This is a genomic window from Serratia sp. OS31 (assembly GCF_014164835.1).
GTDB classification, from domain to species: domain Bacteria; phylum Pseudomonadota; class Gammaproteobacteria; order Enterobacterales; family Enterobacteriaceae; genus Serratia; species Serratia liquefaciens_A.
On sequence record NZ_JACJFQ010000003.1, the window covers coordinates 223,586 to 246,986 of the forward strand.

General features: G+C 51.7%; 23 protein-coding genes and 1 other annotated feature. Of the genes, 10 read left to right on the forward strand and 13 right to left on the reverse strand.

Features of this window, described 5'->3' with window-relative positions:
- Window positions 1–16: 16 nt before the first annotated feature.
- Entirely contained in the window at window positions 17–1,399 is a 1,383-nt protein-coding gene (locus H5P17_RS04880) for a sodium:solute symporter (RefSeq protein WP_182821589.1), read from the reverse strand.
- Window positions 1,400–1,472: 73 nt separating this feature from the next.
- Entirely contained in the window at window positions 1,473–2,405 is a 933-nt protein-coding gene (gene speB / locus H5P17_RS04885) for an agmatinase (RefSeq protein WP_044549407.1), read from the reverse strand.
- A gap of 246 nt (window positions 2,406–2,651) precedes the next feature.
- Between speB and H5P17_RS04890 the strand changes: the two genes are divergently transcribed.
- Window positions 2,652–3,593 carry a LysR family transcriptional regulator gene (locus H5P17_RS04890; protein ID WP_182821591.1) on the forward strand — a complete coding sequence of 314 codons (942 nt, stop codon included), beginning with the start codon at window positions 2,652–2,654 and terminating at the stop codon, window positions 3,591–3,593.
- Here H5P17_RS04890 and H5P17_RS04895 read toward each other — a convergent pair.
- Window positions 3,586–4,410 carry an SDR family oxidoreductase gene (locus tag H5P17_RS04895; RefSeq protein WP_182821636.1) on the reverse strand — a complete coding sequence of 275 codons (825 nt, stop codon included), beginning with the start codon at window positions 4,408–4,410 and terminating at the stop codon, window positions 3,586–3,588. The genes H5P17_RS04890 and H5P17_RS04895 overlap by 8 nt on opposite strands.
- Before the next feature lie 229 nt (window positions 4,411–4,639).
- Between H5P17_RS04895 and hisL the strand changes: the two genes are divergently transcribed.
- From hisL to hisIE, 9 genes are all read left to right on the forward strand, one after another.
- The gene (gene hisL / locus H5P17_RS04900) at window positions 4,640–4,687 is read left to right on the forward strand and encodes a his operon leader peptide (protein WP_101495319.1); all 48 of its coding nucleotides are present in this window, start codon (window positions 4,640–4,642) and stop codon (window positions 4,685–4,687) included.
- Window positions 4,663–4,789: a sequence feature (His leader region), on the forward strand. Its footprint overlaps the gene before it by 25 nt.
- Window positions 4,790–4,859: 70 nt before the next feature.
- On the forward strand, window positions 4,860–5,759 hold the full coding sequence (gene hisG / locus H5P17_RS04905) for an ATP phosphoribosyltransferase (protein ID WP_041414374.1): 900 nt from the start codon (window positions 4,860–4,862) through the stop codon (window positions 5,757–5,759).
- 4 nt (window positions 5,760–5,763) lie between these two features.
- Window positions 5,764–7,071, forward strand: a complete 1,308-nt coding sequence (gene hisD / locus H5P17_RS04910) for a histidinol dehydrogenase (RefSeq protein ID WP_182821593.1) — start codon at window positions 5,764–5,766, stop codon at window positions 7,069–7,071.
- Window positions 7,068–8,156, forward strand: a complete 1,089-nt coding sequence (gene hisC / locus H5P17_RS04915; protein WP_182821595.1) for a histidinol-phosphate transaminase — start codon at window positions 7,068–7,070, stop codon at window positions 8,154–8,156. Before hisD ends, hisC begins: the two co-directional genes overlap by 4 nt.
- Window positions 8,153–9,220, forward strand: coding sequence for a bifunctional histidinol-phosphatase/imidazoleglycerol-phosphate dehydratase HisB (gene hisB, locus H5P17_RS04920; protein WP_182821597.1), 1,068 nt, complete (start codon window positions 8,153–8,155; stop codon window positions 9,218–9,220). The genes hisC and hisB overlap by 4 nt, the downstream gene beginning before the upstream one ends.
- On the forward strand, window positions 9,220–9,810 hold the full coding sequence (gene hisH, locus H5P17_RS04925; protein ID WP_044549398.1) for an imidazole glycerol phosphate synthase subunit HisH: 591 nt from the start codon (window positions 9,220–9,222) through the stop codon (window positions 9,808–9,810). Before hisB ends, hisH begins: the two co-directional genes overlap by 1 nt.
- A gap of 5 nt (window positions 9,811–9,815) precedes the next feature.
- Window positions 9,816–10,553 carry a 1-(5-phosphoribosyl)-5-[(5-phosphoribosylamino)methylideneamino]imidazole-4-carboxamide isomerase gene (gene hisA, locus H5P17_RS04930; protein WP_182821599.1) on the forward strand — a complete coding sequence of 246 codons (738 nt, stop codon included), beginning with the start codon at window positions 9,816–9,818 and terminating at the stop codon, window positions 10,551–10,553.
- On the forward strand, window positions 10,535–11,311 hold the full coding sequence (gene hisF, locus H5P17_RS04935) for an imidazole glycerol phosphate synthase subunit HisF (RefSeq protein WP_044549393.1): 777 nt from the start codon (window positions 10,535–10,537) through the stop codon (window positions 11,309–11,311). Before hisA ends, hisF begins: the two co-directional genes overlap by 19 nt.
- The gene (hisIE, locus tag H5P17_RS04940; RefSeq protein WP_182821601.1) at window positions 11,305–11,919 is read left to right on the forward strand and encodes a bifunctional phosphoribosyl-AMP cyclohydrolase/phosphoribosyl-ATP diphosphatase HisIE; all 615 of its coding nucleotides are present in this window, start codon (window positions 11,305–11,307) and stop codon (window positions 11,917–11,919) included. Before hisF ends, hisIE begins: the two co-directional genes overlap by 7 nt.
- A 74-nt stretch (window positions 11,920–11,993) precedes the next feature.
- On the opposite strand, the gene gndA is transcribed toward hisIE, so the two are convergent.
- The 10 genes from gndA to rfbC all read right to left on the reverse strand — a co-directional run bounded on the left by gndA (window position 11,994) and on the right by rfbC (window position 22,891).
- A complete protein-coding gene (gene gndA, locus H5P17_RS04945; protein WP_020826040.1) occupies window positions 11,994–13,400 on the reverse strand; it encodes an NADP-dependent phosphogluconate dehydrogenase in 1,407 nt (468 codons plus the stop codon).
- A gap of 166 nt (window positions 13,401–13,566) precedes the next feature.
- On the reverse strand, window positions 13,567–14,283 hold the full coding sequence (locus tag H5P17_RS04950; protein WP_182821603.1) for a glycosyltransferase: 717 nt from the start codon (window positions 14,281–14,283) through the stop codon (window positions 13,567–13,569).
- Window positions 14,284–14,356: 73 nt separating this feature from the next.
- The gene (locus tag H5P17_RS04955; protein ID WP_182821605.1) at window positions 14,357–15,271 is read right to left on the reverse strand and encodes a glycosyltransferase family 2 protein; all 915 of its coding nucleotides are present in this window, start codon (window positions 15,269–15,271) and stop codon (window positions 14,357–14,359) included.
- Entirely contained in the window at window positions 15,272–16,516 is a 1,245-nt protein-coding gene (locus tag H5P17_RS04960; protein WP_182821607.1) for a glycosyltransferase family 4 protein, read from the reverse strand.
- Complete coding sequence (locus H5P17_RS04965) at window positions 16,516–18,480, reverse strand: HAD-IA family hydrolase (protein ID WP_182821609.1); 1,965 nt, start codon at window positions 18,478–18,480, stop codon at window positions 16,516–16,518. Before H5P17_RS04965 ends, H5P17_RS04960 begins: the two co-directional genes overlap by 1 nt.
- A 24-nt stretch (window positions 18,481–18,504) precedes the next feature.
- Complete coding sequence (locus tag H5P17_RS04970) at window positions 18,505–19,485, reverse strand: class I SAM-dependent methyltransferase (protein WP_182821611.1); 981 nt, start codon at window positions 19,483–19,485, stop codon at window positions 18,505–18,507.
- Window positions 19,486–19,487: 2 nt separating this feature from the next.
- Complete coding sequence (locus H5P17_RS04975; RefSeq protein WP_182821613.1) at window positions 19,488–20,705, reverse strand: ABC transporter ATP-binding protein; 1,218 nt, start codon at window positions 20,703–20,705, stop codon at window positions 19,488–19,490.
- Complete coding sequence (locus H5P17_RS04980) at window positions 20,695–21,474, reverse strand: ABC transporter permease (RefSeq protein WP_182821615.1); 780 nt, start codon at window positions 21,472–21,474, stop codon at window positions 20,695–20,697. The genes H5P17_RS04975 and H5P17_RS04980 overlap by 11 nt, the downstream gene beginning before the upstream one ends.
- Before the next feature lies 1 nt (window position 21,475).
- Complete coding sequence (rfbD, locus tag H5P17_RS04985; RefSeq protein ID WP_182821617.1) at window positions 21,476–22,357, reverse strand: dTDP-4-dehydrorhamnose reductase; 882 nt, start codon at window positions 22,355–22,357, stop codon at window positions 21,476–21,478.
- Window positions 22,358–22,891, reverse strand: a complete 534-nt coding sequence (rfbC, locus tag H5P17_RS04990; RefSeq protein WP_182821619.1) for a dTDP-4-dehydrorhamnose 3,5-epimerase — start codon at window positions 22,889–22,891, stop codon at window positions 22,358–22,360. It lies immediately after the preceding gene.
- Window positions 22,892–23,401 lie beyond the last annotated feature (510 nt).

A 23,401-nucleotide genomic window follows, 5' to 3' on the forward strand; every position in this document is an offset into this window, starting at 1 on the left:
AGCCCCGGGTGACCGGCTACTCGGGTTGCACCTGCGGCTGCGGGCTTGGCCGGGTCAATAAGCTGCCCATCACGAAGGCCGCGCCGCCCGCCAGCAAGCCGCCGTAGATTGGGCTGTTGGCTTCAATACCCTGATAATACATCAGCCCCAAAACGCTCAGGCTGCCGGTCAGCATGCTGGCGATCGCGCCGGTGCTGGTGGCCCGTTGCCAGAAAATCGCGCCGATCAGCGGGATCAGCATGCCACCCACCAGCAGGTTATAAGCCAGCGTCAGCGCGGCCATCACGTCCCGAACTACAAACGCCAACCCCAGCATGATGCAACCCATGATCAGCGTAGTGAATCGTCCGGCTGCCAGCCCGCCCGAGGGGCGCTTGCGGATCGCCGGCAATACGTCCTCCAGCGCAATGGTCGATGACGCCAACAGGCAGGCGCTGGCGGTTGACATCAGCGCAGCCAATGCGGCGGCGGCCACCAACCCGCTGACGCCCGGCGGCAGCACCGCCTGCGCAATGGCGGCAAAAGCCCCGTCGGTATTAGCCAGCTGCGGCAGCACCAGCTTGCCGGCCATGCCGATCAACGCGCCGGCCACGCAATACAGCACGCAATACACCCCGGCGCCTAACCCGGCATAGCGCGCAATGGTGCTGCTGCGGGCGGTAAATACCCGCTGCCAGATATCCTGCCCAATCAAAATGCCGAAGAAGTAGATCAGGAAGAACACCGCGATAGTGTCCAGGCCGATGGATGATAGCCGGTAGTAGCTTTCCGGCAGTTGGCTGCTGAACGCTGCCCAGCCCCCGGCTTTGACGATGCTCATCGGCATCAGCACCAGCATCATGCCGACGGTCATGATGATAAACTGGATAATGTCGGTCAGCGTCAGTGACCACATGCCGCCCAACGTTGAATACAGCACCACCAAACCGCCGCCGAGCAAAATTGAAACGGTAAACGACAAGTCAAACATCACCTGCATCACGCTGCCGATGGCAATGATTGACGTCACCGCCACCATCAGATCGTAGGCCAACATAATGGCGCCGCTGGTGACCCTGGCCGCCGGGTGATAACGTCGCGACAGCACCTGGCTGACGGTGTAGAGCTTTAGCTTAAGCAACGGCTTTGCCAACACCATGCTCAGCACCACAATGCCCGCCCCCAACGCACCGCAAAGCCACACGCCAGAGATGCCGTAGGTATAACCCAGTTTAACGCTGCCGATGGTTGATGCCCCGCCCAGCACCACCGCAGACAAGGTACCCAGATACAAACAGGGCCCCAGATTACGCCCGGCAACCAGATAATCCTCTTTGGTCGTCGCCCGGCGCACCCCTAACCAGCCCACCGCTCCTATCACCAAAAAGTAAAACACTACTACCAGCAGATCGAGATTCATGAGTCACTCCGCATGCTTATTATTGTTATTGGATCCAGGCGCAACGGCTCCGCCGGTCAGGTATGACGGTGCCTTATCGCCCAGGCAACACGCACAGCATTTCAAACAGCAGGTTGGCCGCCAGCAACGCGGTATTACCGGAACGATCGTAAGGCGGTGAAACCTCTACCACGTCGGCGCCGATCAGATTCAGCCCCCGGCATCCTCGGACAATTTCCAGGCCCTGCCACACCGACAGCCCGCCAACTTCCGGCGTGCCGGTACCCGGAGCAAACGCCGGATCCAGACCATCGATATCGAAGCTGAGATAAACTGGCGCATTGCCCATCTGCTCGCGCACTTCAGCCATCAGCGGCGCTAAAGAGCGATGCCAGCACTCTTCCGCCTGCACGACGCGGAATCCCTGTCGGCGCGACCAGTCAAAATCAGCGGCTGCATAGCCGCTGCCCCGCAGCCCAATCTGCACAACCCGTTGCGGTGCCAACAGCCCCTCTTCAAAAGCGCGACGGAAAGTGGTGCCGTGCGCCAGTTGCTCGCCAAACATCTCCTCATTGGTGTCTGAATGCGCATCCACGTGAATTAAACCGACCGGGCCATAACGGCCGGCGGCGGCACGCAGGATCGGCAACGTCAGCGTGTGATCGCCTCCCAGCGTCAGCGGGATGCAGCCATGGGCCAGAATGTCGCTATAGGCCAGTTCGATGCGTCTAACGCTGTCCGCCAGACTGTAGGGATTGATGGCGACATCCCCCAGATCGGCAACCTGCAACCGTTCGAAAGGGGCAGCGCCGGTGCCCATGTTGTACGGACGGATCATCACCGACTCCTGACGGATCTGCCGTGGCCCATAGCGCGTGCCGCTGCGGTTTGAAGTGCCAATATCAAGAGGAATGCCAACGAAGGCCGCATCCAGACCGCGCGCATTTTCGGCAACGGGCAGGCGCATCATGGTAGGGATACCGGCAAACCGCGGCATGTCGTTGCCACTTTGGGGTTGATTGAGCATGTGTTTTCCTCGTTCAGGCATGATTTAATTTCAACATTTAGATAACAAATACAGGCTACCCCGATGCCCGACAGAGCTACCATTCCATCTTTGTGATGTAAGCATTGAAAACACCGATGTTTGGTAACGCATTGAACTGTTGGTTTTATTTGTAATTTGTGACATAAAAAGAGTGATTTTGGCCCATCAGGGTGACGCCATGGATGTTACCAATCGGTTAACAAGGGAAGTTTTGCGGAGGAAAAGATGCTCACTAATCTAAGCGACATCGATCTGCGGCTGCTGCGGGTATTCGTCGCCGTCGCGGAGGCCCATGGCGTCAGCGCCGCCCAGGAGCCGCTGTTGATGAATCAGTCGACCATCAGCACCCATCTTGCGACGCTGGAGACCCGGCTGGGGTTTCGTCTGTGCCAGCGAGGACGCTCCGGCTTTATGCTGACGCCCAAAGGGGAGCGAATATTGATCGCCTGCCGCACCCTGTTTAACGCCGCACGCGACTTCACCCGGGTCAGCCAGTCGCTGAACGGTCTGCTGACCGGCGATCTGCAAATCGGGTTGGTGGATAATCTGGTGTCGCTGCCGGGCAACCCCTTTAGCCGTGCTATCAAACAGTTTCAACGTCGCCATCAGGACGTGGAGTTGCAGTGCCGAATTTGCGCCCCCGGTGAAATAGAACAGGGGCTGCTGAATCAGCAGCTCGATTTGGGCATCGGTTATTTTGGCCAGCAGTTGGAAGCATTGCAGTATCAACCCTGGATAAGCGAAACGCAGGCGGTCTACTGCAGCAGCGATCACCCGCTGTTTACCGCAGAGCAACCGAGCCGCGAACAAATTGAAAATGCCCGTTGGGTCAAGCGCGGTTATCTGTTGGCGCAGCAACTCTGCCCGTTGGCGCCGTTAAACCTCGCTGCCGTCGCCCACCATATGGAAGGAGTCGCCCATCTGGTGCTCAGCGGCGAATATCTCGGTTATCTGCCAACCCATTACGCCGCACGCTGGGTAGAACAGGGGGCACTGAGGCAGTTAGGCGGGCTGGCGCTCTCCTACCAGGCACCGCTGAGCCTGGTGACCCGGCCCGAGGCGCCGAAGGAAGCCCTGTTGGCGCTGATAGAGGATTTGATCGGATTGGCGCGAGAGCCACAGACAAAAAACCCCGCAGGCGCGGGGTCAGACAGAGCAATTAATTGACCGGCATGCGCGCCGGATCGGGGTACTGATATTCGAACCCCAGCTCATTGCAGATGCGGCTACCGTCCACCAGACGCCCTCCCTGCTCTGCCTCAACGGCGAACTGCGGCGGTGCCAGATGCAGCTGTTCGGCCAGCGCCGGGTAAAATTCACGCTTGGTGGGATGGGCCAGGGCGCAAAGGTTATAAACGTGACCGCCTTTCGGCAGCTTCAGCAACAGTTGAATCGCGGCGATCACATCATCCTGATGCACCAGATTCACCCCTTGCGAACCGCCCTTCACATCGACTTTGCCGGCCAGGAAACGGCCGGGGTGGCGATCCCCCCCCACCAGTCCCGCCAACCGCAAGATATCCACCGACGTGTTCGGCAGTTCATGCAGCCAACGCTCCAGTTCCACCAGCACCCGCCCCGAAGGCGAAACCGGCTGCAGTGGCGAATCCTCGCGTACCGTACCGGTAGTTTCACCGTATACCGAGGTCGAACTGGTAAACAGGATCCGCGGTACGCCGAAAGCCATCGCGCTGTCCACCAGCATGCGTACCGCATTGAAATAGTTCTCGCTGCCTTCAACGGTGCGGCGCGCGGGCAGCGTCACCACCAGCGCATCGACGCGCAGCAAAGACTCCAGATCTTCCGGTTCGCAAATCAGCTCCGGCGTCATTTCCAACTGATAACATTCAATACCGCTCATCCGTGCGGCCTCAACGCCATCCGGCGTCGTTTTACTGCCAACGACGTCAAACCCACGGCTCATCAGCGACAGGGCCAACGGCATGCCCAACCAGCCCAAACCAATAATGGCTACCTTTTTCATCATCTTCCTCTCTTGAAGATCGCTGCGCTTTGCCCATTAAGGCTACGCCACTGCGTGAAGTGATACAATCCACCCAGTTTAAGCTTAGGTAAAGTCGCGTCCAGCTAATAACTCAACCTGTTTCAATAAATTAAATTTATGACCGTAAAAAAGGGTTGCGTGACAGACGGCGGATAGTTTAGGTTAATTAGCAATTGAGTTTGTAGCGACTTTATACAGAGAAAACACCATGACACGCATTCAGTTCAGCCACCATCATCACCATCATCCTGACTAGTCTTTCAGGCGATGTGTGCTGGAAGACGGTTTTTTAATCTTCCAGTGGCGCGCAGAATGCAAGAGAGAGCCCTCGGAAGATTTCTTCCGAGGGTTTTTTTTTGGCTCCGGACAGACAGAAAAAATAATTTTTAAAATAAATTCATAAAATTACAGATTAAACAGAGGTTACCATGCTGGACAAAACACGTTTACGGATAGCAATGCAGAAATCGGGCCGCCTGAGTGATGAATCCCAGGAGCTGCTGGCGCGCTGCGGCATTAAAATCAACCTGCAACAACAGCGCCTGATTGCCTTCGCGGAGAATATGCCGATTGATATCCTGCGCGTCCGTGATGACGATATCCCAGGCCTGGTGATGGACGGCGTGGTCGACCTGGGCATTATCGGTGAGAACGTGCTGGAAGAAGAGCTGCTCACCCGCCGCGCTCAGGGCGAAGATCCCCGTTACTTCACCCTGCGCCGCCTGGACTTCGGCGGTTGCCGCCTGTCGCTGGCTACCTCGCTCGACACGGAATACACCGGCCCGCAAAGCCTGCAAGACGCCCGTATCGCCACCTCTTATCCGCACCTGCTGAAGCAATACCTCGATAAGCAAGGCGTGCGCTTCAAATCCTGCCTGTTGAACGGTTCGGTGGAGGTGGCACCGCGTGCCGGTCTGGCCGACGCCATCTGTGACCTGGTCTCCACCGGTGCCACGCTGGAAGCCAACGGCCTGCGCGAAGTGGAAGTGATTTACCGCTCAAAAGCCTGCCTGATCCAACGCGACGGTGAAATGCCTGAAGCCAAACAGCAATTGATCGACCGCCTGATGACCCGTATTCAGGGCGTGATCCAGGCACGTGAATCCAAGTACATCATGCTGCACGCGCCGAGCGAGCGCCTGGACGAAATCGTTGCGCTGCTGCCGGGCGCGGAACGCCCAACCATTCTGCCACTGGCCGGCGCGCAAAACCGCGTGGCAATGCACATGGTCAGCAGTGAAACCCTGTTCTGGGAAACCATGGAAAAACTGAAAGCGCTCGGTGCCAGTTCGATTCTGGTGTTGCCAATTGAGAAGATGATGGAGTAACGCCATGTCGACTTTCAATACTCCGGTCAATTGGGCAAGCTGCAGCGCCGAGCAGCGCGCAGCACTGTTGATGCGCCCGGCGATCTCCGCCTCGGACAGTATCACCCGCACGGTGAGCGAGATCCTCGACAACGTGAAGGCCAACGGTGACCAAGCGCTGCGCGATTACAGCGCCAAGTTTGATAAAACCGAAGTTAGCGCGCTGCGCGTCACCGCCGACCAGATCGCCGCCGCCAGCGCTCGTCTGGGTGATGAGATCAAACAGGCCATGGCCGTGGCCGTAGCCAATGTGGAAACCTTCCACAATGCGCAACAGCTGCCGCCGGTGGATGTGGAAACCCAGCCGGGCGTGCGTTGCCAACAGGTCACCCGCCCGATCGATTCGGTCGGGCTGTATATTCCCGGTGGCTCCGCGCCGCTGTTTTCTACCGTGCTGATGCTGGCAACGCCGGCGCGTATCGCCGGTTGCCGCCGCGTGGTGCTGTGTTCACCGCCGCCAATTGCCGATGAAATTCTCTATGCCGCGCAGCTGTGCGGGGTAAAGGAAGTGTTTCAGGTCGGGGGCGCACAGGCCATTGCCGCTATGGCGTTCGGCACCGATTCCGTGCCGCGCGTGGCGAAGATCTTCGGGCCTGGCAATGCCTTTGTCACCGAAGCCAAGCGCCAGATCAGCCAACGGCTGGACGGTGCAGCGATCGATATGCCGGCAGGCCCTTCAGAGGTATTGGTGATTGCCGATGCCGGTGCGACACCGGCGTTTGTTGCTTCTGATTTGTTGTCGCAGGCGGAGCACGGCCCTGACTCGCAGGTGATCCTGCTGACGCCGGACGCCGGTATGGCACAGGCGGTCGCCGAAGCGGTAGAGCAGCAACTGGCGCAACTGCCTCGAGCCGAAACCGCTCGTCAGGCGCTGGCCAGCAGCCGGCTGATCGTCGCCAAAGACTTGGCCGAATGCGTGGCTATCAGCAATCAGTATGGTCCGGAACACCTGATCATTCAGACCCGTGATGCCCGCGCCCTGGTCGACAGCATCACCAGCGCCGGTTCGGTGTTTCTCGGTGACTGGTCGCCAGAGTCCGCCGGTGACTATGCGTCCGGCACCAACCACGTATTGCCGACCTACGGTTATACCGCGACCTGTTCCAGCCTGGGCCTGGCGGATTTCCAAAAACGCATGACGGTGCAGGAACTGACGCCGCAAGGCTTTATGAGCCTGGCCGCCACCATTGAAACCCTGGCCGCCGCCGAGCAGTTGATTGCCCACAAAAACGCCGTCACCCTGCGCGTTGCCGCGCTTAAGGAGCAAGCATGAGCATTGAAGACCTGGCGCGCGCCAACGTTCGCGAGCTGACCCCTTATCAATCGGCTCGCCGTCTGGGGGGCAATGGCGATGTGTGGCTGAACGCCAACGAATACCCGATCGCTCCGGAATTCCAATTGACCGCTCAAACCTTTAACCGCTATCCGGAGTGCCAGCCGGCGCGGGTGATCGAGCGCTACGCCGATTACGCCGGGGTTAAAAAGGAACAGGTGCTGGTCAGCCGTGGAGCCGACGAAGGCATCGAGCTGCTGATCCGCGCCTTCTGTGAACCGGGCAAAGACGCCATTCTGTTCTGTCCACCGACTTACGGCATGTACGCCGTCAGCGCTGAAACCTTTGGCGTGGAGCGTCGCACCGTGGCGGCCAAACGGGACTGGCAGTTGGATCTGCCGGCCATTGCCGACAGCCTGGATAACGTGAAACTGATCTACGTCTGCAGCCCAAACAACCCAACCGGCAACCTGATCGATCCCAACGATCTGCGCGCCCTGCTGGAGATGGCCAAAGGCAAGGCGATCGTCGCGGTTGACGAGGCCTATATCGAATTCTGCCCGCAGGCCAGCGTGGCCGCCTGGTTGAGCGATTATCCACACCTGGCAGTCCTGCGCACCCTGTCAAAAGCCTTCGCGCTGGCCGGCCTGCGTTGTGGCTTTACCCTGGGTAACGAAGACTTGATCGCCCTGCTGCTGAAGGTGATAGCCCCCTATCCGCTCTCTACCCCGGTCGCCGATATCGCGGCTCAGGCGCTCAGCACCGAGGGGATCCGCGTGATGCGTCAGCGCGTTACCGAGATTGCCGCCAACCGCAGTTGGCTGCAGCAGGCGCTGCAAAATTGCGCCTGCGTTGAGCAGGTTTTCACCAGCGACAGCAATTACCTGCTGGCTCGTTTCACTGCTTCCAGTAATGTGTTTAAAACCTTATGGGATCAGGGCATTATCTTACGAGACCAAAATAAACAACCTGGGTTGTCCGGCTGCCTGCGCATCACCATCGGCACCCGTGACGAATGTCAGCGCGTGGTTGACGCGCTGTCTGCCCTGCCCGGTGCAACCGAGACTCGCCAGGAGCCAATGTGAGCCAGAAATTCCTCTTTATTGACCGTGACGGCACGCTGATTGCTGAACCCCCGGAAGACTTCCAGGTTGATCGCCTGGACAAGCTGGCGCTGGAGCCGGACGTCATCCCTTGCCTGCTTGAATTGCAGCAGGCAGGTTACCAACTGGTGATGATCACCAATCAGGATGGCCTGGGCACCGCCAGTTTCCCGCAGGAAACCTTCGATCCGCCGCACGGCCTGATGATGCAGATCCTCAGCTCACAGGGCATTCACTTTGAAGATATCCTGATCTGCCCGCACCTGCCGGCGGACAACTGCGACTGCCGCAAACCCAAGACCGCACTGGTCAAAGGCTATCTGGAGCCCGGCGTGATGGATACCGCTCACAGCTACGTGATCGGCGATCGTCCCACCGACGTTCAACTGGCAGAGAACATGGGCATTCAGGGGTTACGCTATCAGCGCGATACCATGGGCTGGAAAGAAATCACCCGCCAACTGACCCAGCGCGATCGTCATGCGCAGGTTAACCGCGCCACCAAAGAAACCCAGATTGACGTTAACGTCTGGCTGGATCGCGAAGGCGGCAGCAAGATCAAAACCGGCGTGGGTTTCTTCGATCACATGCTGGATCAGATCGCCACCCACGGCGGCTTCCGCATGGACATCAACGTGAAGGGCGATCTCTATATCGACGATCACCACACGGTAGAAGACACCGGTCTGGCGCTGGGCGAAGCCCTGAACAAGGCGTTGGGCGACAAACGCGGCATCGCGCGCTTCGGCTTTGTGCTGCCAATGGACGAGTGCCTGGCGCGCTGCGCGCTGGATATCTCCGGCCGTCCGCACCTGGAATACAAGGCGGAGTTCAACTATCAGCGCGTCGGCGATCTGAGCACCGAAATGGTCGAGCACTTCTTCCGCTCGCTGTCTTACACCATGGGTTGCACGCTTCACCTGAAAACCAAGGGCAAAAACGACCATCACCGCGTCGAAAGCCTGTTCAAGGTGTTTGGCCGCACGCTGCGCCAGGCGATCCGCGTTGAGGGCAACACCCTCCCGAGCTCGAAAGGAGTGTTGTGATGAACGTGGTGATTTTGGACACCGGCTGCGCCAACCTCTCTTCCGTCACCTACGCGGTGCAGCGATTGGGTTACCAGCCTGAGGTGAGCCGTGACCCGGAGATCGTGTTACGCGCCGATAAGCTTTTCCTGCCGGGCGTCGGCACAGCGCAGGCGGCCATGGATCAGTTGAAGCAACGCGAGTTGATCGATTTGATCAAAGCCTGTACTCAGCCGGTGCTGGGCATTTGCCTCGGCATGCAGTTGCTGGCAAAAAGCAGCGAAGAGAACGGCGGTATCGACACGCTGGGTATTATCGAGACCCCGGTCACCCAGATGACCGACTTCGGTCTGCCGCTGCCGCACATGGGCTGGAATCAGGTGTCGGCACAGGCCGGTCACCATCTGTTCCGCGGCATCGAAGACGGTGCCTACTTCTACTTCGTTCACAGCTATGCGATGCCGATATGCCCAAGCACCATCGCCCAGGCGAACTACGGCGAGCCCTTCACCGCAGCCGTGCAAAAAGACAACTTCTTCGGCGTGCAGTTTCATCCAGAACGTTCTGGAGCAGCCGGTGCGCAACTGTTGAAAAACTTTCTGGAGATGTAGGCAGCATGATTATTCCAGCTTTGGATTTGATCGACGGCAACGTGGTGCGTTTGCATCAGGGTGATTACGGCCAACAGCGCGACTACGGTAACGATCCGCGCTCACGCCTGCAGGACTATCAACAACAGGGCGCGCAGGTATTGCATCTGGTCGATCTGACCGGGGCCAAAGATCCGGCAGCACGCCAGATCCCGTTGCTGCGTAAGCTACTCGCCGGGGTGAACGTGCCGGTACAGGTTGGCGGTGGTATTCGCAATGAACAAGACGTTTCTGCCCTGCTGGAAGCCGGAGCGACCCGCGTGGTCATCGGCTCTACGGCGGTGAAACAACCGCAATTGGTACAAGGTTGGTTCGAACGCTATGGCGCAGAGGCCATGGTGCTGGCGCTGGACGTGCGTATCGGCGCCGACGGCACCAAGCGCGTGGCGATCAGCGGATGGCAAGAGAATTCGGACGCCACCCTGGAACAGGTGATAGAGCAGTTCCTGCCCTACGGCCTGAAGCACGTGCTGTGCACCGATATTTCCCGCGATGGCACGCTGGCCGGTTCCAACGTGGCGCTGTACCAGGAGATCAGCCAGCGCTATCCGCAGATCGCCTTCCAGGCGTCCGGCGGTATCGGCAGCCTGGAGGATATCGCCCAGTTGCGTGGCAGCGGCGTTGACGGTGTGATTGTGGGGCGAGCCCTGCTGGAAGGTAAGTTTAGCGTTGAGGAGGCAATCGCATGCTGGCAAAACGGATAATCCCGTGCCTGGATGTCAAAGACGGGCAAGTAGTGAAAGGCGTGCAGTTCCGCAACCATGAAATCATCGGTGACATCGTGCCGCTGGCGCAACGTTATGCGCAGGAAGGCGCGGACGAACTGGTGTTCTATGATATCACCGCCTCAAGCGATGGCCGTGTGGTGGACAAAAGCTGGGTATCACGGGTGGCGGAGGTGATTGATATCCCCTTCTGCGTCGCCGGCGGGATCAAAAGCCCGGAAGACGCCAGCCAGATCCTCTCTTTCGGCGCCGACAAGATTTCCATCAACTCTCCGGCGCTGGCCGACCCTGATCTGATCAGCCGTCTGGCCGATCGCTTTGGCGTGCAGTGCATCGTGGTGGGTATTGATACCTGGTTCGAAGCCTCAACCGGCAAGTATCACGTTAACCAATACACCGGCGACGAAAGCCGCACCCGCGTCACCCAATGGGAAACGTTGGATTGGGTTAAAGAAGTGCAAAAACGCGGTGCCGGCGAGATTGTGTTGAACATGATGAACCAGGATGGCGTACGCAACGGTTACGATTTGGAACAGCTGCGAAAGGTTCGTGAGGTGTGCAAAGTGCCCTTGATCGCCTCCGGCGGCGCGGGCACCATGGAACATTTTCTGGAAGCATTCCGCGATGCGGACGTTGACGGCGCCCTGGCCGCGTCGGTGTTCCACAAGCAAATCATCAATATCGGCGAACTGAAAAAGTTCCTTGCCACCCAAGGTGTGGAGATCCGCCTGTGTTAACAGAACAACAAAGAAACCAGCTCGACTGGGAAAAAACTGACCACCTGCTGCCGGCGATTGTCCAGCATGCCGTCTCCGGCGAAGTGCTGATGCTCGGCTACATGAACCAGGAAGCGCTGGCCGCTACCGAGCAAAGCGGCAAGGTCACCTTCTTCTCCCGTACCAAGCAGCGCCTTTGGACCAAGGGCGAAAGCTCTGGCCACTTCCTTAACGTGGTCAACATCACCCCGGACTGCGACAACGATACCCTGTTGATTTTAGCCAACCCTATCGGCCCGACCTGCCATCTGGGCAATACCAGTTGCTTCCACCCGGCCGCCAGCGACTGGGGTTTTCTGTATCAGTTGGAGCAACTGCTGGCGGAACGCAAAAACGCCAGCCCCGACAGCTCTTACACCGCCAGCCTGTACGCCAGCGGCACCAAGCGCATCGCACAGAAAGTCGGTGAAGAAGGCGTGGAAACCGCATTGGCCGCGACGGTGAACGATCGCGAAGAGCTGACCAACGAAGCCTCCGATCTGATTTATCACCTGCTGGTGTTGCTGCAGGATCAGGATCTGGATTTGAGTAAGGTGATTGGTCGGCTGCGCGAACGTCATCAAAAGTAAGCCTGTTTTGCAGGCAATAAAAAAGCCGCCGGGCGTTAACCTCGGCGGCTTTTTTTATGCTTCAAACGTTGGGATTATTCCATCCATTCGGTATGGAACACGCCTTCTTTATCGATACGTTTGTAGGTGTGAGCACCGAAGTAGTCACGCTGCGCCTGGATCAGGTTGGCAGGCAGAACCGCTGAGCGGTAGCTGTCGTAGTAAGAGATAGCCGCAGAGAAGGTCGGCGTAGGGATGCCGTTTTGCACCGCATAGGACACCACGTCACGCAGCGCCTGCTGATATTCGTCAGCAATCTGCTTGAAGTAAGGTGCCAGCAACAGGTTAGCGATATCCGCGTCCTGCGCATAAGCGTCGGTGATTTTCTGCAGGAACTGTGCACGGATGATGCAGCCGGCGCGGAAGATCTTGGCAATGTCGCCGTAGTGCAGATCCCAGTTGTTTTCTTTGGAAGCCGCTTTCAACTGAGAGAAACCCTGCGCATAAGAAACGATTTTGCCCAGGTACAGCGCGCGGCGCACTTTCTCGACGAATTCGGCTTTGTCACCGCTGACTGGCGTCACTTTAGGACCGGTCAACACTTTAGATGCGGCAACGCGCTGGTCTTTCAGTGAGGACAGGTAACGCGCAAACACCGATTCGGTGATCAATGACAGCGGTTCGCCCAGATCCAGAGAGCTCTGGCTGGTCCATTTGCCGGTGCCTTTGTTGGCAGCTTCGTCCAGGATCACATCAACCAGGTATTTACCTTCTTCATCTTTCTTGGTGAAGATATCTTTGGTGATGTCGATCAGGTAGCTGTTCAGTTCGCCTTTGTTCCACTCGGCAAAGGTGTCAGCCAGCTCTTCATTGCTCAGGTTCAGCGCCTGCTTCAACAGGGAATAGGCTTCTGCGATCAGCTGCATGTCACCGTATTCGATGCCGTTGTGCACCATCTTCACATAGTGACCGGCGCCATCAGCACCGATGTAGGTCACGCAAGGCTCGCCTTCCGCTACCGCAGCGATTTTCTCCAGGATTGGCGCCACCAGCTCGTAAGCTTCTTTCTGGCCGCCAGGCATGATTGAAGGCCCTTTCAGCGCGCCCTCTTCACCACCGGAAACGCCGGTACCGATGAAGTTGAAGCCTTGATCAGACAGTTCGCGGTTACGACGGATGGTGTCCTGATAGTAGGTGTTGCCACCGTCGATCAGAATGTCACCTTTATCCAGGTGCGGAGTCAGGGAAGCAATGGTCTTGTCAGTCGCTTCACCCGCTTTCACCATCAGCAAGATGCGACGTGGTTTTTCCAGCGATTCAACGAACTCTTCGACGGTGTAGTGCGGCACCAGGTTTTTACCTGGATTCTCGGCAATAACTTCATCAGTTTTATCGCCTGAACGGTTAAAGATCGAAACGGTGTAACCACGGCTTTCGATGTTCAGTGCCAGATTGCGGCCCATTACCGCCATGCCGACAACGCCGATTTGTTGCTTGGACATTGAAGAACTCCTGTCTGAGGATGACCCTGTTAACAACGGTGGCCAACAGGTTTTGTGATGTGGCACACATGTTAACTCAGGATTGAGCCGCGTGGGTAGTGATTGGTGCGATAAGTAGATCCTTCAAGATTACCGCCACTACTTAGCCAATGACTGAAACGCGAAGCTATCTGTTTAATGCCTGTTTCAAACAAAAACGCAGGGCACTTGTTGCATGCCAGATAAAGTGCCGTGAAAAAAATGATCGGCTGCGCATTTGGGCAAGATGCAATGCTTTAAACTGCGGTAGATAGACCACTTTGATACAGAACTCTCGTCGAGCCCGCCAACAGATATCAAGATCCTCACAATACATATGGTATTGCGTATCAAATCCACCCAGTTCGCGAAAACACCGCACGCTGAATAGCAAGAAAGAGCCTGCGGCCCACTCGACCTCGGTGTCTTGCGTGATTTGACTTTTGTTATAGATAGAATTGTTTTTCTGCAATAAGAACGAGATAGCAAAACTGCTCACTGTGGGGAAACGACGGATGCCTTTATCGTACAAAGTAAAGTCTTGATCATTATATAGATTTATCGCCACCAACGGGTATTTGTGCTGAACTACGTGCAACAATAATGCAGACACCACGGAAGGTTCGATGAAAACATCCGGGTTTAATACCATAAAATGATCTTCATCTTTCATACCCAGCTTTTGCTGACACCAGGTGAAAATGTAGTTGTTGTTGGCACCAAACCCCATAGGGCGATCAACAATGTAATGAATGCCAAATTCTGCACAGTACTCCTGCAGCTTGCGTTGTGGCTTATTATCTTTCAAAACGACAGTGCAGTTGTGTGCAGCCAGCAGTTTTAAGCATCCGCCTTCAATAATCATGTCGGCATGACCGTGCGATATAACCGAAATGAAGCATCGGGATGGTACTGCTGAAATTGTGGACATAAAAGCTCTAATATAAGAAATACAAGGAGATAGTTCTCGTGATGGTAGTTCTTGTGATCGAAAATCTGAACAAGAAAAACTGCCAAAGCACAAAGCGCTGAGATTTTAACATCTCCCCAAGGAAATTCTTATCCTCTTTTTTCAGGCTATCACCGTAAATTTCATAAAAATTGGCTGCCTGATCGATAACCAATCTATTCTGGCGAGCAACGGCTGGCAATTGTGCGAACTTGGACAAAATTCGCTTGCCACCATAACCGCTACTACCCACTACGTTGCTCTCATGTTGGCGGTATTTAATTAACGGTTTAGGAATGAACACCAGTTGGCCAAAAGCTGCTGCAATCATTCCCAACCACCAATCATGCATCATCATATGATTGGCTGGTTTAAGTTTCTCAAGCAAAACTCGGTTAACCATCACCGTCGCACCCTGGATGCAGTTCTGAAAGGTTATACGTGAAAAAGCCAGTTGTTGCGCCGGGTCAAGGCGCTCATTTTGCAAAAAAGAAGAATGTAGCGGCTTTAGCTCACTGTCAACCAACTCAGCATCGGAAAAAACCAACAATGGCTGAGAGTCGTCGGAAACATCGTTAACTGCGCGTAAATAATGCTCGATCTTGTCCGCCATCCAGACATCATCCTGATCGCTCAGGAACACATAGGGGGCGCTAGAGAGAGACAATGCATGCAAAAAATTATGCGCAGGCCCTTTTGGGCCTACCGTGCGAGGGCGGACATCTAAAGGTACTGGCGTTGTTGCTGCAAAACGAGCAATTAACGGCAGCGTATTATCCGTAGAACCATCATCACTAATGATGATCCTCTGCGGAGGAATAGTTTGGCTTACAATAGAAGCTAGTTGCTCGAGAACATAGCGCTCACCGTTGTATGTACAGACCACAACCTCGTAATTAAACACTCATCTTGCTCCCGGAAGATAAGATTTTACCGTCCACTTAATTTTCCGTAGCAGTGAGAAGATAGCCGGATAATCACGATATAACTTGTTGATAACCCGTTGGCGGAAATGCGCATACCGGCTGTTTAGCGATGCTGTAACCTGAACACCCTGCTTAGGCTGACGCAAAGACTCCTCATAGAACAACCAGAAACGATCGGTCTGAGCCTGGAGCAAAGTCACTGAGGTATCAGAACCCACTGCGATAATCTGTTGGCAGGCCAGATTGAACTCTTTGGAACTGGTCTCCCAGTCGGGCCAGTTACGGGCTGTTGTCAGCGCGTTGCTTTTGAGTTTGGCCAACTCGTTAGGATCGTCTTTAAGGCGATTAATAAACTCAATAATTTCATGATTCTGACGGCTGAATGAAACCAATCCATTGGTGCCATGCTCAATGTATTCATCATAGCCAGTCACGTCATAACTGATGGAAGTTCCACCAGTATGGTAGATCTCTAAAGGCGGGCCAAACATACCTTCGACCGTCGAAAGCTTAACCAGGACATCACAAGAAGCGTAAATGCTGCCAATTTCCGAAATAGGTACTCGGCTAAACAAGCGATCAACATTAGGAAAAGCACCGATCTCTGTCGACGTTACGAACCATACTTCATCTGCTCGCGACTGTTTGCAAAGATCTACCGCAAGCTCGGTATTCTTGAAGCTGACGTTAAGAGGCCCTTCCACCAGTACACGTAGCTTACCGTCAACTCTCGGACTTTTAGGTTGGAGCTCATTATTAAAGTAAGTCTTGCTGATTCCGTTACGAACCAGGATTGCATCCTGATCAAAATGCTGTTTAAGGTGATCCTTAATCCAGGTAGCTTCCGTAATAAAGTTGACTTGCAAGGTATAAGTCAAATCGACCAAAGTACGCAGAGTGACTTCATCTTCCGGATAGAAGCGTGACTCGATAGATTGAACAAAGAAAGCATATTTCTTTGCTTTAACTTTATTGAGATAAAAAACGGTGCGCCACCAGGTAGCAATAACCAGATCAAACTGCTGTTCTGCGGCCTCAGCATAGTTCATCCACGTCAGTTTTTCTGCGCCCGGGAACCATCCCAATCGCTTCTCGTTTGGCTTGTCATCAGTGATAATCGTGATATCTTCACCATTTTGCAGCATACGCGTTGCATGCTCAAAAATGACGTTGGTACCACCGCTGATATCCGGACTCCACAGCAAAAAAGCAACTTTACTCATTATTTTGATCCCTTAGACTTTATTTTTTTTATCAGAAGATAAGGATATTTTAAATACCCGACGCCATTAGCGTGGAAATCCAAAGGCTTCCACCAAGCGGAACCAATAGTATGCCTTGGGTTTTTCGCCATGCGTTTAAAATAGGACAGGGCGGAACGTTTATTTTGACCAAAGGAACTAAAATTGAATACCCCAAAGTTTTCGTAATGTTTGATCGAAGCAAATTTCTCCCGTTCATGCCGGCTAGGTAGCATTACGCCGCGGAAGTAAGCTTTTTTGACAGCTTTACCGATCTCATGGTCAGAAACCGAATAGATGCGTTCAAGCTTGGCAAATTCGCTAAACTGGTGCAAAGCACGTTGCTGGAAAGGGGCTATTTGCTCATGATAAAGTGCAATTTCTGCTTCATTATGATCAAAAACAAAATTCTCAACGCTGTCACCGTATCGTTTCAGGCTACCATGCGAAGCTCCCATAAAGACCTCAAAGCCGGCCCGGAACTCGTTGAACATATCATCTCCGACGCGCTGCCCCCATTGTTGGTCAAACAACAGGCCTTCTTTGATATTATTCTTATGGCATTCAGCTCCATCCAGGATACCGAAATAGTAGCCAACCACATGGCGTTGAGTTACTTTCGCCAAGTTATCCTGAATACTCCCCTTCCAACCCACATCAACTACGTGTACTGACTCATCACGTTTTTCAGCCATCAATACATTGCAATACTCATTGAGGTAAGTATTTTGCTCATTACGTTCACGATCGTAAATGGATTTGAACTCTTCGTCCTCCATCAACGCGATAAAGCCTGGTAATGCAGCAATATTCAGATGCTGCTCTTCGAAGTTTACCTGCGGGAAGCGTTTTTTAAGATCAGAGACATACTCATCGAGATTAATACTTTTCAAGAATGCAGACAGACTGCATGAGCCATATTGATAAAGCAGTTTATTGAACGCACTGCTACCTAGCGGCCCCAAAGATGGCAGGTAGGTTGCCCTTCTTGAAACGTACATATAATGAGTGTTGATGCGAGCGAAGTCCGCTGGCAATGTCGCCTGATATTTATCAAAGGCTTTTTGCAGAAACTCTCCCTCACGAGCGAAAAAGTAAACGTTTTTTGCTTTTTTGGTCACCAAAGCCCAATAAAGGCGGCGGGTGAACAAATAAATAGCGCAACTTACCCAGTTAAAGCTGAATTTATCTTCGGCTATTACCTGATTGATTTTTTTCTCAATTCGGTTACGTTCTCGATCGGCTTGTAAACTGGCATCATATCGATGCTGATCCACCGGTAAATGATGAGCAAAAAGGCCCCTAGCCTTGGACATGACAATATCACTGTGCGCATTATCACCCAGCATAATAGTTCTTTTGACGTCCAATCCTAATTTTGCGATAACCACGTCATAGGCTCGCCCCTCTTTCTTCGTGCGTTTATTCTCGCTGGAAACGAAGAAGCTATCAAAAATATCAGCAAACCCATGATGAGTAGCAAAATGGATAATTGATTGCTTATCCAGATAAAAGTCCGACACCAAATATATCTTCTTGCCTTTCGCTTTTTCTGAACGCAGCATATCCAGCGTCGCCACAATCGGTTGTTGTACCGAAAGTTCAAGGGCTAACTCCAGATCGCGACAGTAGGAAATGAACAACTCCAACTCGGGAAGTTGAGCGACAATTTGGCCACGTTGCAGTTCATAGTACAGCGCCAGCGACATGTCATCGTAACAAAACTCAGCATCATCCCCCTGTGTTTGGCTACTGACGCACAGTCCTGCCTCTATCCTTAAACGCAAGGCATACAACTCTTCGACAGAAAGGCGAACGCGGTATGAGTCTATAAGAGCAGCGATCCATTTACGTTTCACAACTTCTGGATGGCAAGTACGCTCAACTACTGTGTCAAAAAAATCGACCAGAATGGTGTCAATGTTATCGGCAATCGTGACAATCATTTTAGAGGCAGTCCATTCGCTAAATTATGGGTTCGGTTCTTGCTTAGAGGTTTTTTCCAACTGCTCTCTAAGCGTCTGAATAAGTACTACTGCATCGGCCAAGTTTCGATCGCGTTCACGAAGCAAGTTTTCTGTTTTTTGGAATGCCTGCATTCTTTCTTCAGAAATACGCTCGGCTTGTTCCTTATAACAGGTTACATCATTGATTCTCTGTTCAGCCTCGAGTAACAACTGCCAACGTTGATTCGCAAGATTCTCAGCAAATGCCAAGCTTTGACGCAACGGAAGCACTAATTCTTGATCGTATTCTATGCGACTCATCCCGGTAAACAAAGTGGAGCGATTCTTGACAGCATGAGCATTTGAAGAAACCGCAATAAACGAGCCATTCATTACATTTTTATCTTCGGGCGTGTATACGTTTAGTGGAGTTTTTTCGTCGTCGAGCGTATGCACAATCGACACCAACTCTTGTGCTATAACCGAGATGTTGACATGTTCGAACTGAGTCTGCAGTAGCTTTTGTAAGGCATCTAATGAGAAAGCATGGAGATGGTATGGGTTAGGCCCATACAAACTGACGCAGAAATTCTCATAATCTTTTGTGGGTACTGAACAAATAAATACGCCGTCAGATTTGAGCACGCGTTTGACTTCCGCGATCGCCAATTCAGGTTTCTCAAGATGCTCGAGTGTTTCTAACGAAATAAACGTATCAATACTATGATCATCGAATGGCAACGCGAGGATAGAGCCATACTCAAAACTGGCTCTATCCTTGTTCTGATTTTGCTGTTGCGCATACTCAACGGCGTCCTGATCTACATCCAGACCCATATAGGTCGTAACTGCGGGATTAGTCAGCAATATAGGAGCCGAATAACCAATACCGCAGGCACAATCAACCACGACGCCCTTTGAAAAGCTCGCAACGTACTGATAGCGTTGGTGGTGTTCCTCTTGCAAGAAACGCAGTTTAAGAAGATCGTTTTCAATCCGCTCCATATTTACCCCTTGGCTACCACAGACCAGCTATGCTCTATATCGTAAATTCCAACGGCGCTAAAGTTATCGGCAACAGAAAACTCACAAACTGGCACGGCTTCGTTAATAATTTGAATACCGTCCTGATCGTTAACCGCAACACGCCAATTATAAATACCAGACAACAGTTTTAAAGCAGGGAAATCAATGCTTACACGCCCTTCACGACTCAACGGAAACGCCTCTAAACCGCGCATTGCCGTTGTCGTCCCGCAGATGTAGACTCCATCCTTGCGATAGAGATTAAAGACGAAGGTCAACCCATCAAACTCCCCCGCCTCACCTTCATATTGGTAGTCAAAAGATAATTTGACATTGTCGCCGCTGGTCAATTCAGTGACGGACTCACCGACCAGATCGGTAAGAGCAACATTAGTTATTTTAATTAAACGACTGTTAATTTCATTTTCAATCGCTTTACTTTCACTTTCCTGATTTTCCAACGCGCTCTTTTGCATATCGGACAGATAATGCTGGACTGCAACATCGGCATTGCCGAAATAACGCTGAACCCCTTTCTCAAGATATAAAGCGCTATTACAAATGTTGCGAACCTGATAATCATCATGTGAAACAAACAGGATCGTGCAGCCATCATTCCTGATTTCGTTGAACTTTTTCACACATTTACGCTGAAAGCGAGAGTCACCCACAGCAAGAATTTCATCGACGATCAAAATTTCAGGATCCACATGAATAGCTGTCGCAAATGCCAAACGCGCAAACATACCACTGGAATAAGTTTTTACCGGACGCTCCAGAAACTCACCAATATCAGCAAAACCGGCTATTTTGTCGAAACGCTCGGTAATTTCTTTACGGGTAAGGCCTAATAGCGAAGCATTAAGGTAGACATTTTCTCTTCCTGTAAATTCAGGATTAAACCCTGCCCCAAGCTCCAATAATGGCGCAATGCGACCTTTAGTATATACAGAACCACTGGTCGGCGAGAGTGTTCCACAAATCATTTGCAATAATGTAGACTTACCTGAACCGTTGACACCAATGATCCCAACAGTCTCACCTTTTTTGATTTCGAGGTTTATCGATTCCAGCGCAACAAACTCTTTCCCCTTAGCGCTAGGCATACCCAAAAGCGCACCTAAACGTTGCATTGGGCTTGAGTAAATCTGATAAACCTTACGCAAATTTTGCGCAGAAATAACTATATTAGAGGACATCAGCAAATCCTCTTTTTACTTTTTTAAACCAAGCCATTGCCAATAAATATAACACAATACTGATCCCCCAATACATTGCATATCCCTCCAGGCTGAATAACTTTCCGTAAAGGACGACATCACGTAACGATTCAACAATAAAGGTTAATGGATTGATATAAATCAGCATACGATACTCTTCGGGAACGGCCGTGATCGGATAGAAAATGGGTGACATAAACAACATTAGGGCGATGAACACGGCCACAATTTGCCCCATGTCACGGACATAGACACCTAGCGACGATAAGAATAAGGAAATACTGTATGATAATAAAATTAAGGGGAGAATAACCACAGGCACCAGAAGAGCCATCAAGCTGACTGGTTGATGTAAAACAACGCAGAATACAGCGTAAACGATACATCCCATTAGAAATTGGAATAATGCACCAAAAACAGTGACCCAGCATAGCGATTCCAAGGGAAATAGCACTTTCTTGACATAGCTAACATTGTAAACATAAATCGTCGTCGCTTTACCAATACACTCGGCGATAAAACCGTGTGTTAGTAAACCAGTAAACATGATAAGTGTATAATTTTCAGTGGTCGCAATACCCCACTTAGCCTTGAAAACAAAACCAAAGATGAAACTATAAATCGAAAGCATTATTACTGGGTTTAATAGCGACCATACAAGTCCCAATGTGGTACCACGATAACGGCTTTCTACATCTCGTCTTGTCAGATTAAAAATCAAACCTGTGTTCTTTAATAGAGTTTTCATATTAATTATTCATCTGAGATATAATAAGCGGTACTACTCTGCTAAGAGCATTTTTCCAATCACTGTTACATATACCCCGTTCATGATATATTTTTTCACAGTTGAGAACCGCATTTTTAGGTCTTTCAGCCAAACATTTATATTGTTCGCTATTAATACGCAATAATTCCAATGAACTATACCGTTTATCTACCACCTTGGCTTGAGCAAATATGTGTGTTGCAAATTCAAACCATGAAACGCGACGATCACCGCAAAAATGGTACACGTTGGATTCAGTAATACCCTGTTGGATAAGTGTAAAAATGCATTGAGCCAGATCACCCGCATAAGTCGGGCGACCAAATTGATCATGAATAATAGAAAGTGATTCACGCTCTAAACCCAGTTTTAACATAGTATGTACAAACGAATTACCATGCTCACTAAACAACCAAGAAGTCCGAATAACCACAGCTTGAGCACAGGCTTTCAACACAGCCTGTTCACCGAACAACTTGGTCCGGCCATAGATGTTTAATGGCCCCGTAGGTGCATTTTCACAAAGAGAAGTCTCCCCCCCCAGTCCACTGAAAACATAGTCTGTGGAGATATGAATTATTGGTATACCATTGAGTTTGGCGGCAGCAGCCAAATTTGCTGGCCCAGTAATATTAGCAGCCTCAGCTGCTGCGATTTCTTGCTCAGCCTTGTCCACTAAAGTATAGGCTGCAGCGTTAACGATGAAATCCACTTTTAACGCTGAAATGGTAGCTTTAACTGACGACCAGTTGCTGACATCTAGCTGCTGCCGGTCAAGCCTGATAATCTGCCAATTGGTCGGTAAAGCATCAGCCAAGCAACACCCTAGCTGACCATTTCCACCGGTTACCAGTATACGCATTTAGAAAAGCTCACTGAATAATTTACCTTTAAGATCCTTCTCAGAAAGCAGAGGATGCTCAATTGGCCATTCAATCGCCAGCTCAGGATCATCCCAACTTAGGCAATGTTCATTTTTCGGATCGTAATAGTCCGTGCATTTATAAGCAAAATCAACCTCATCACTTAGCACCAGAAAACCGTGAGCAAGCCCCGGCGGGATCCAAAGCTGTTTCTTATTATCCTCGGATAGATGAACCCCTACCCATTTTTTGAAAGAGGGAGAGTCAGGTCTAATATCAACCACAACATCATACACTTCTCCTCTCAAGGCATAGACCAGCTTACCCTGGGGGCGGGTAGTCTGAAAATGTAACCCACGAAGCACACCACGAACTGAACGGGAGTAGTTATCCTGAACAAAATCATGCTGGATGCCAAGCAACTCTTGATAACGCTGCTTTTGGAAGGTCTCAAAAAAGAAACCACGCTGATCGCCGAAAACCTTGGGCTCAATGACCTTGACACCGACAATCTTTGTCTCAATTACTCTCATCTGACAGCTCACTCACTCGTAATTTCGTACCAACTAGTGCTTCACAGCGCTACTACAATGCTCCAAATTAAGTCGAGAGCACCCCCACTGAACTATAATTACGTGGGTCTAAACGCCCTCTAAACCAACCCAGACAACCGACTGTTGAAGACATTGCAGGATAGCACAGTTTGCTCATTTTTTTAAAGTGGCATCCTCATTGCCCCGCCCAAAAGCATCATAACTATGAATAGTTACGACCTTAAATGATGGAGGTAAGCTTTAGCGACAATTCTTCGCTAACGCGTCGAGGGCAAGAAATAGACAAAGTAAATCAGAATATCATAAAAACAAGCTAAAATCATAAAGATAGACTTTATCATGATAGCCTGTTGAAATGAAAGCATATGGGTTTTTAATTTAATATCGCAACGTTTAAGTAAACATCACTTGAAATAAATTCTATATAGGATAAATCCCATGATTGAAAGTAAAACACAAAATTCCAAATTTCACTTTGAAACACAATGT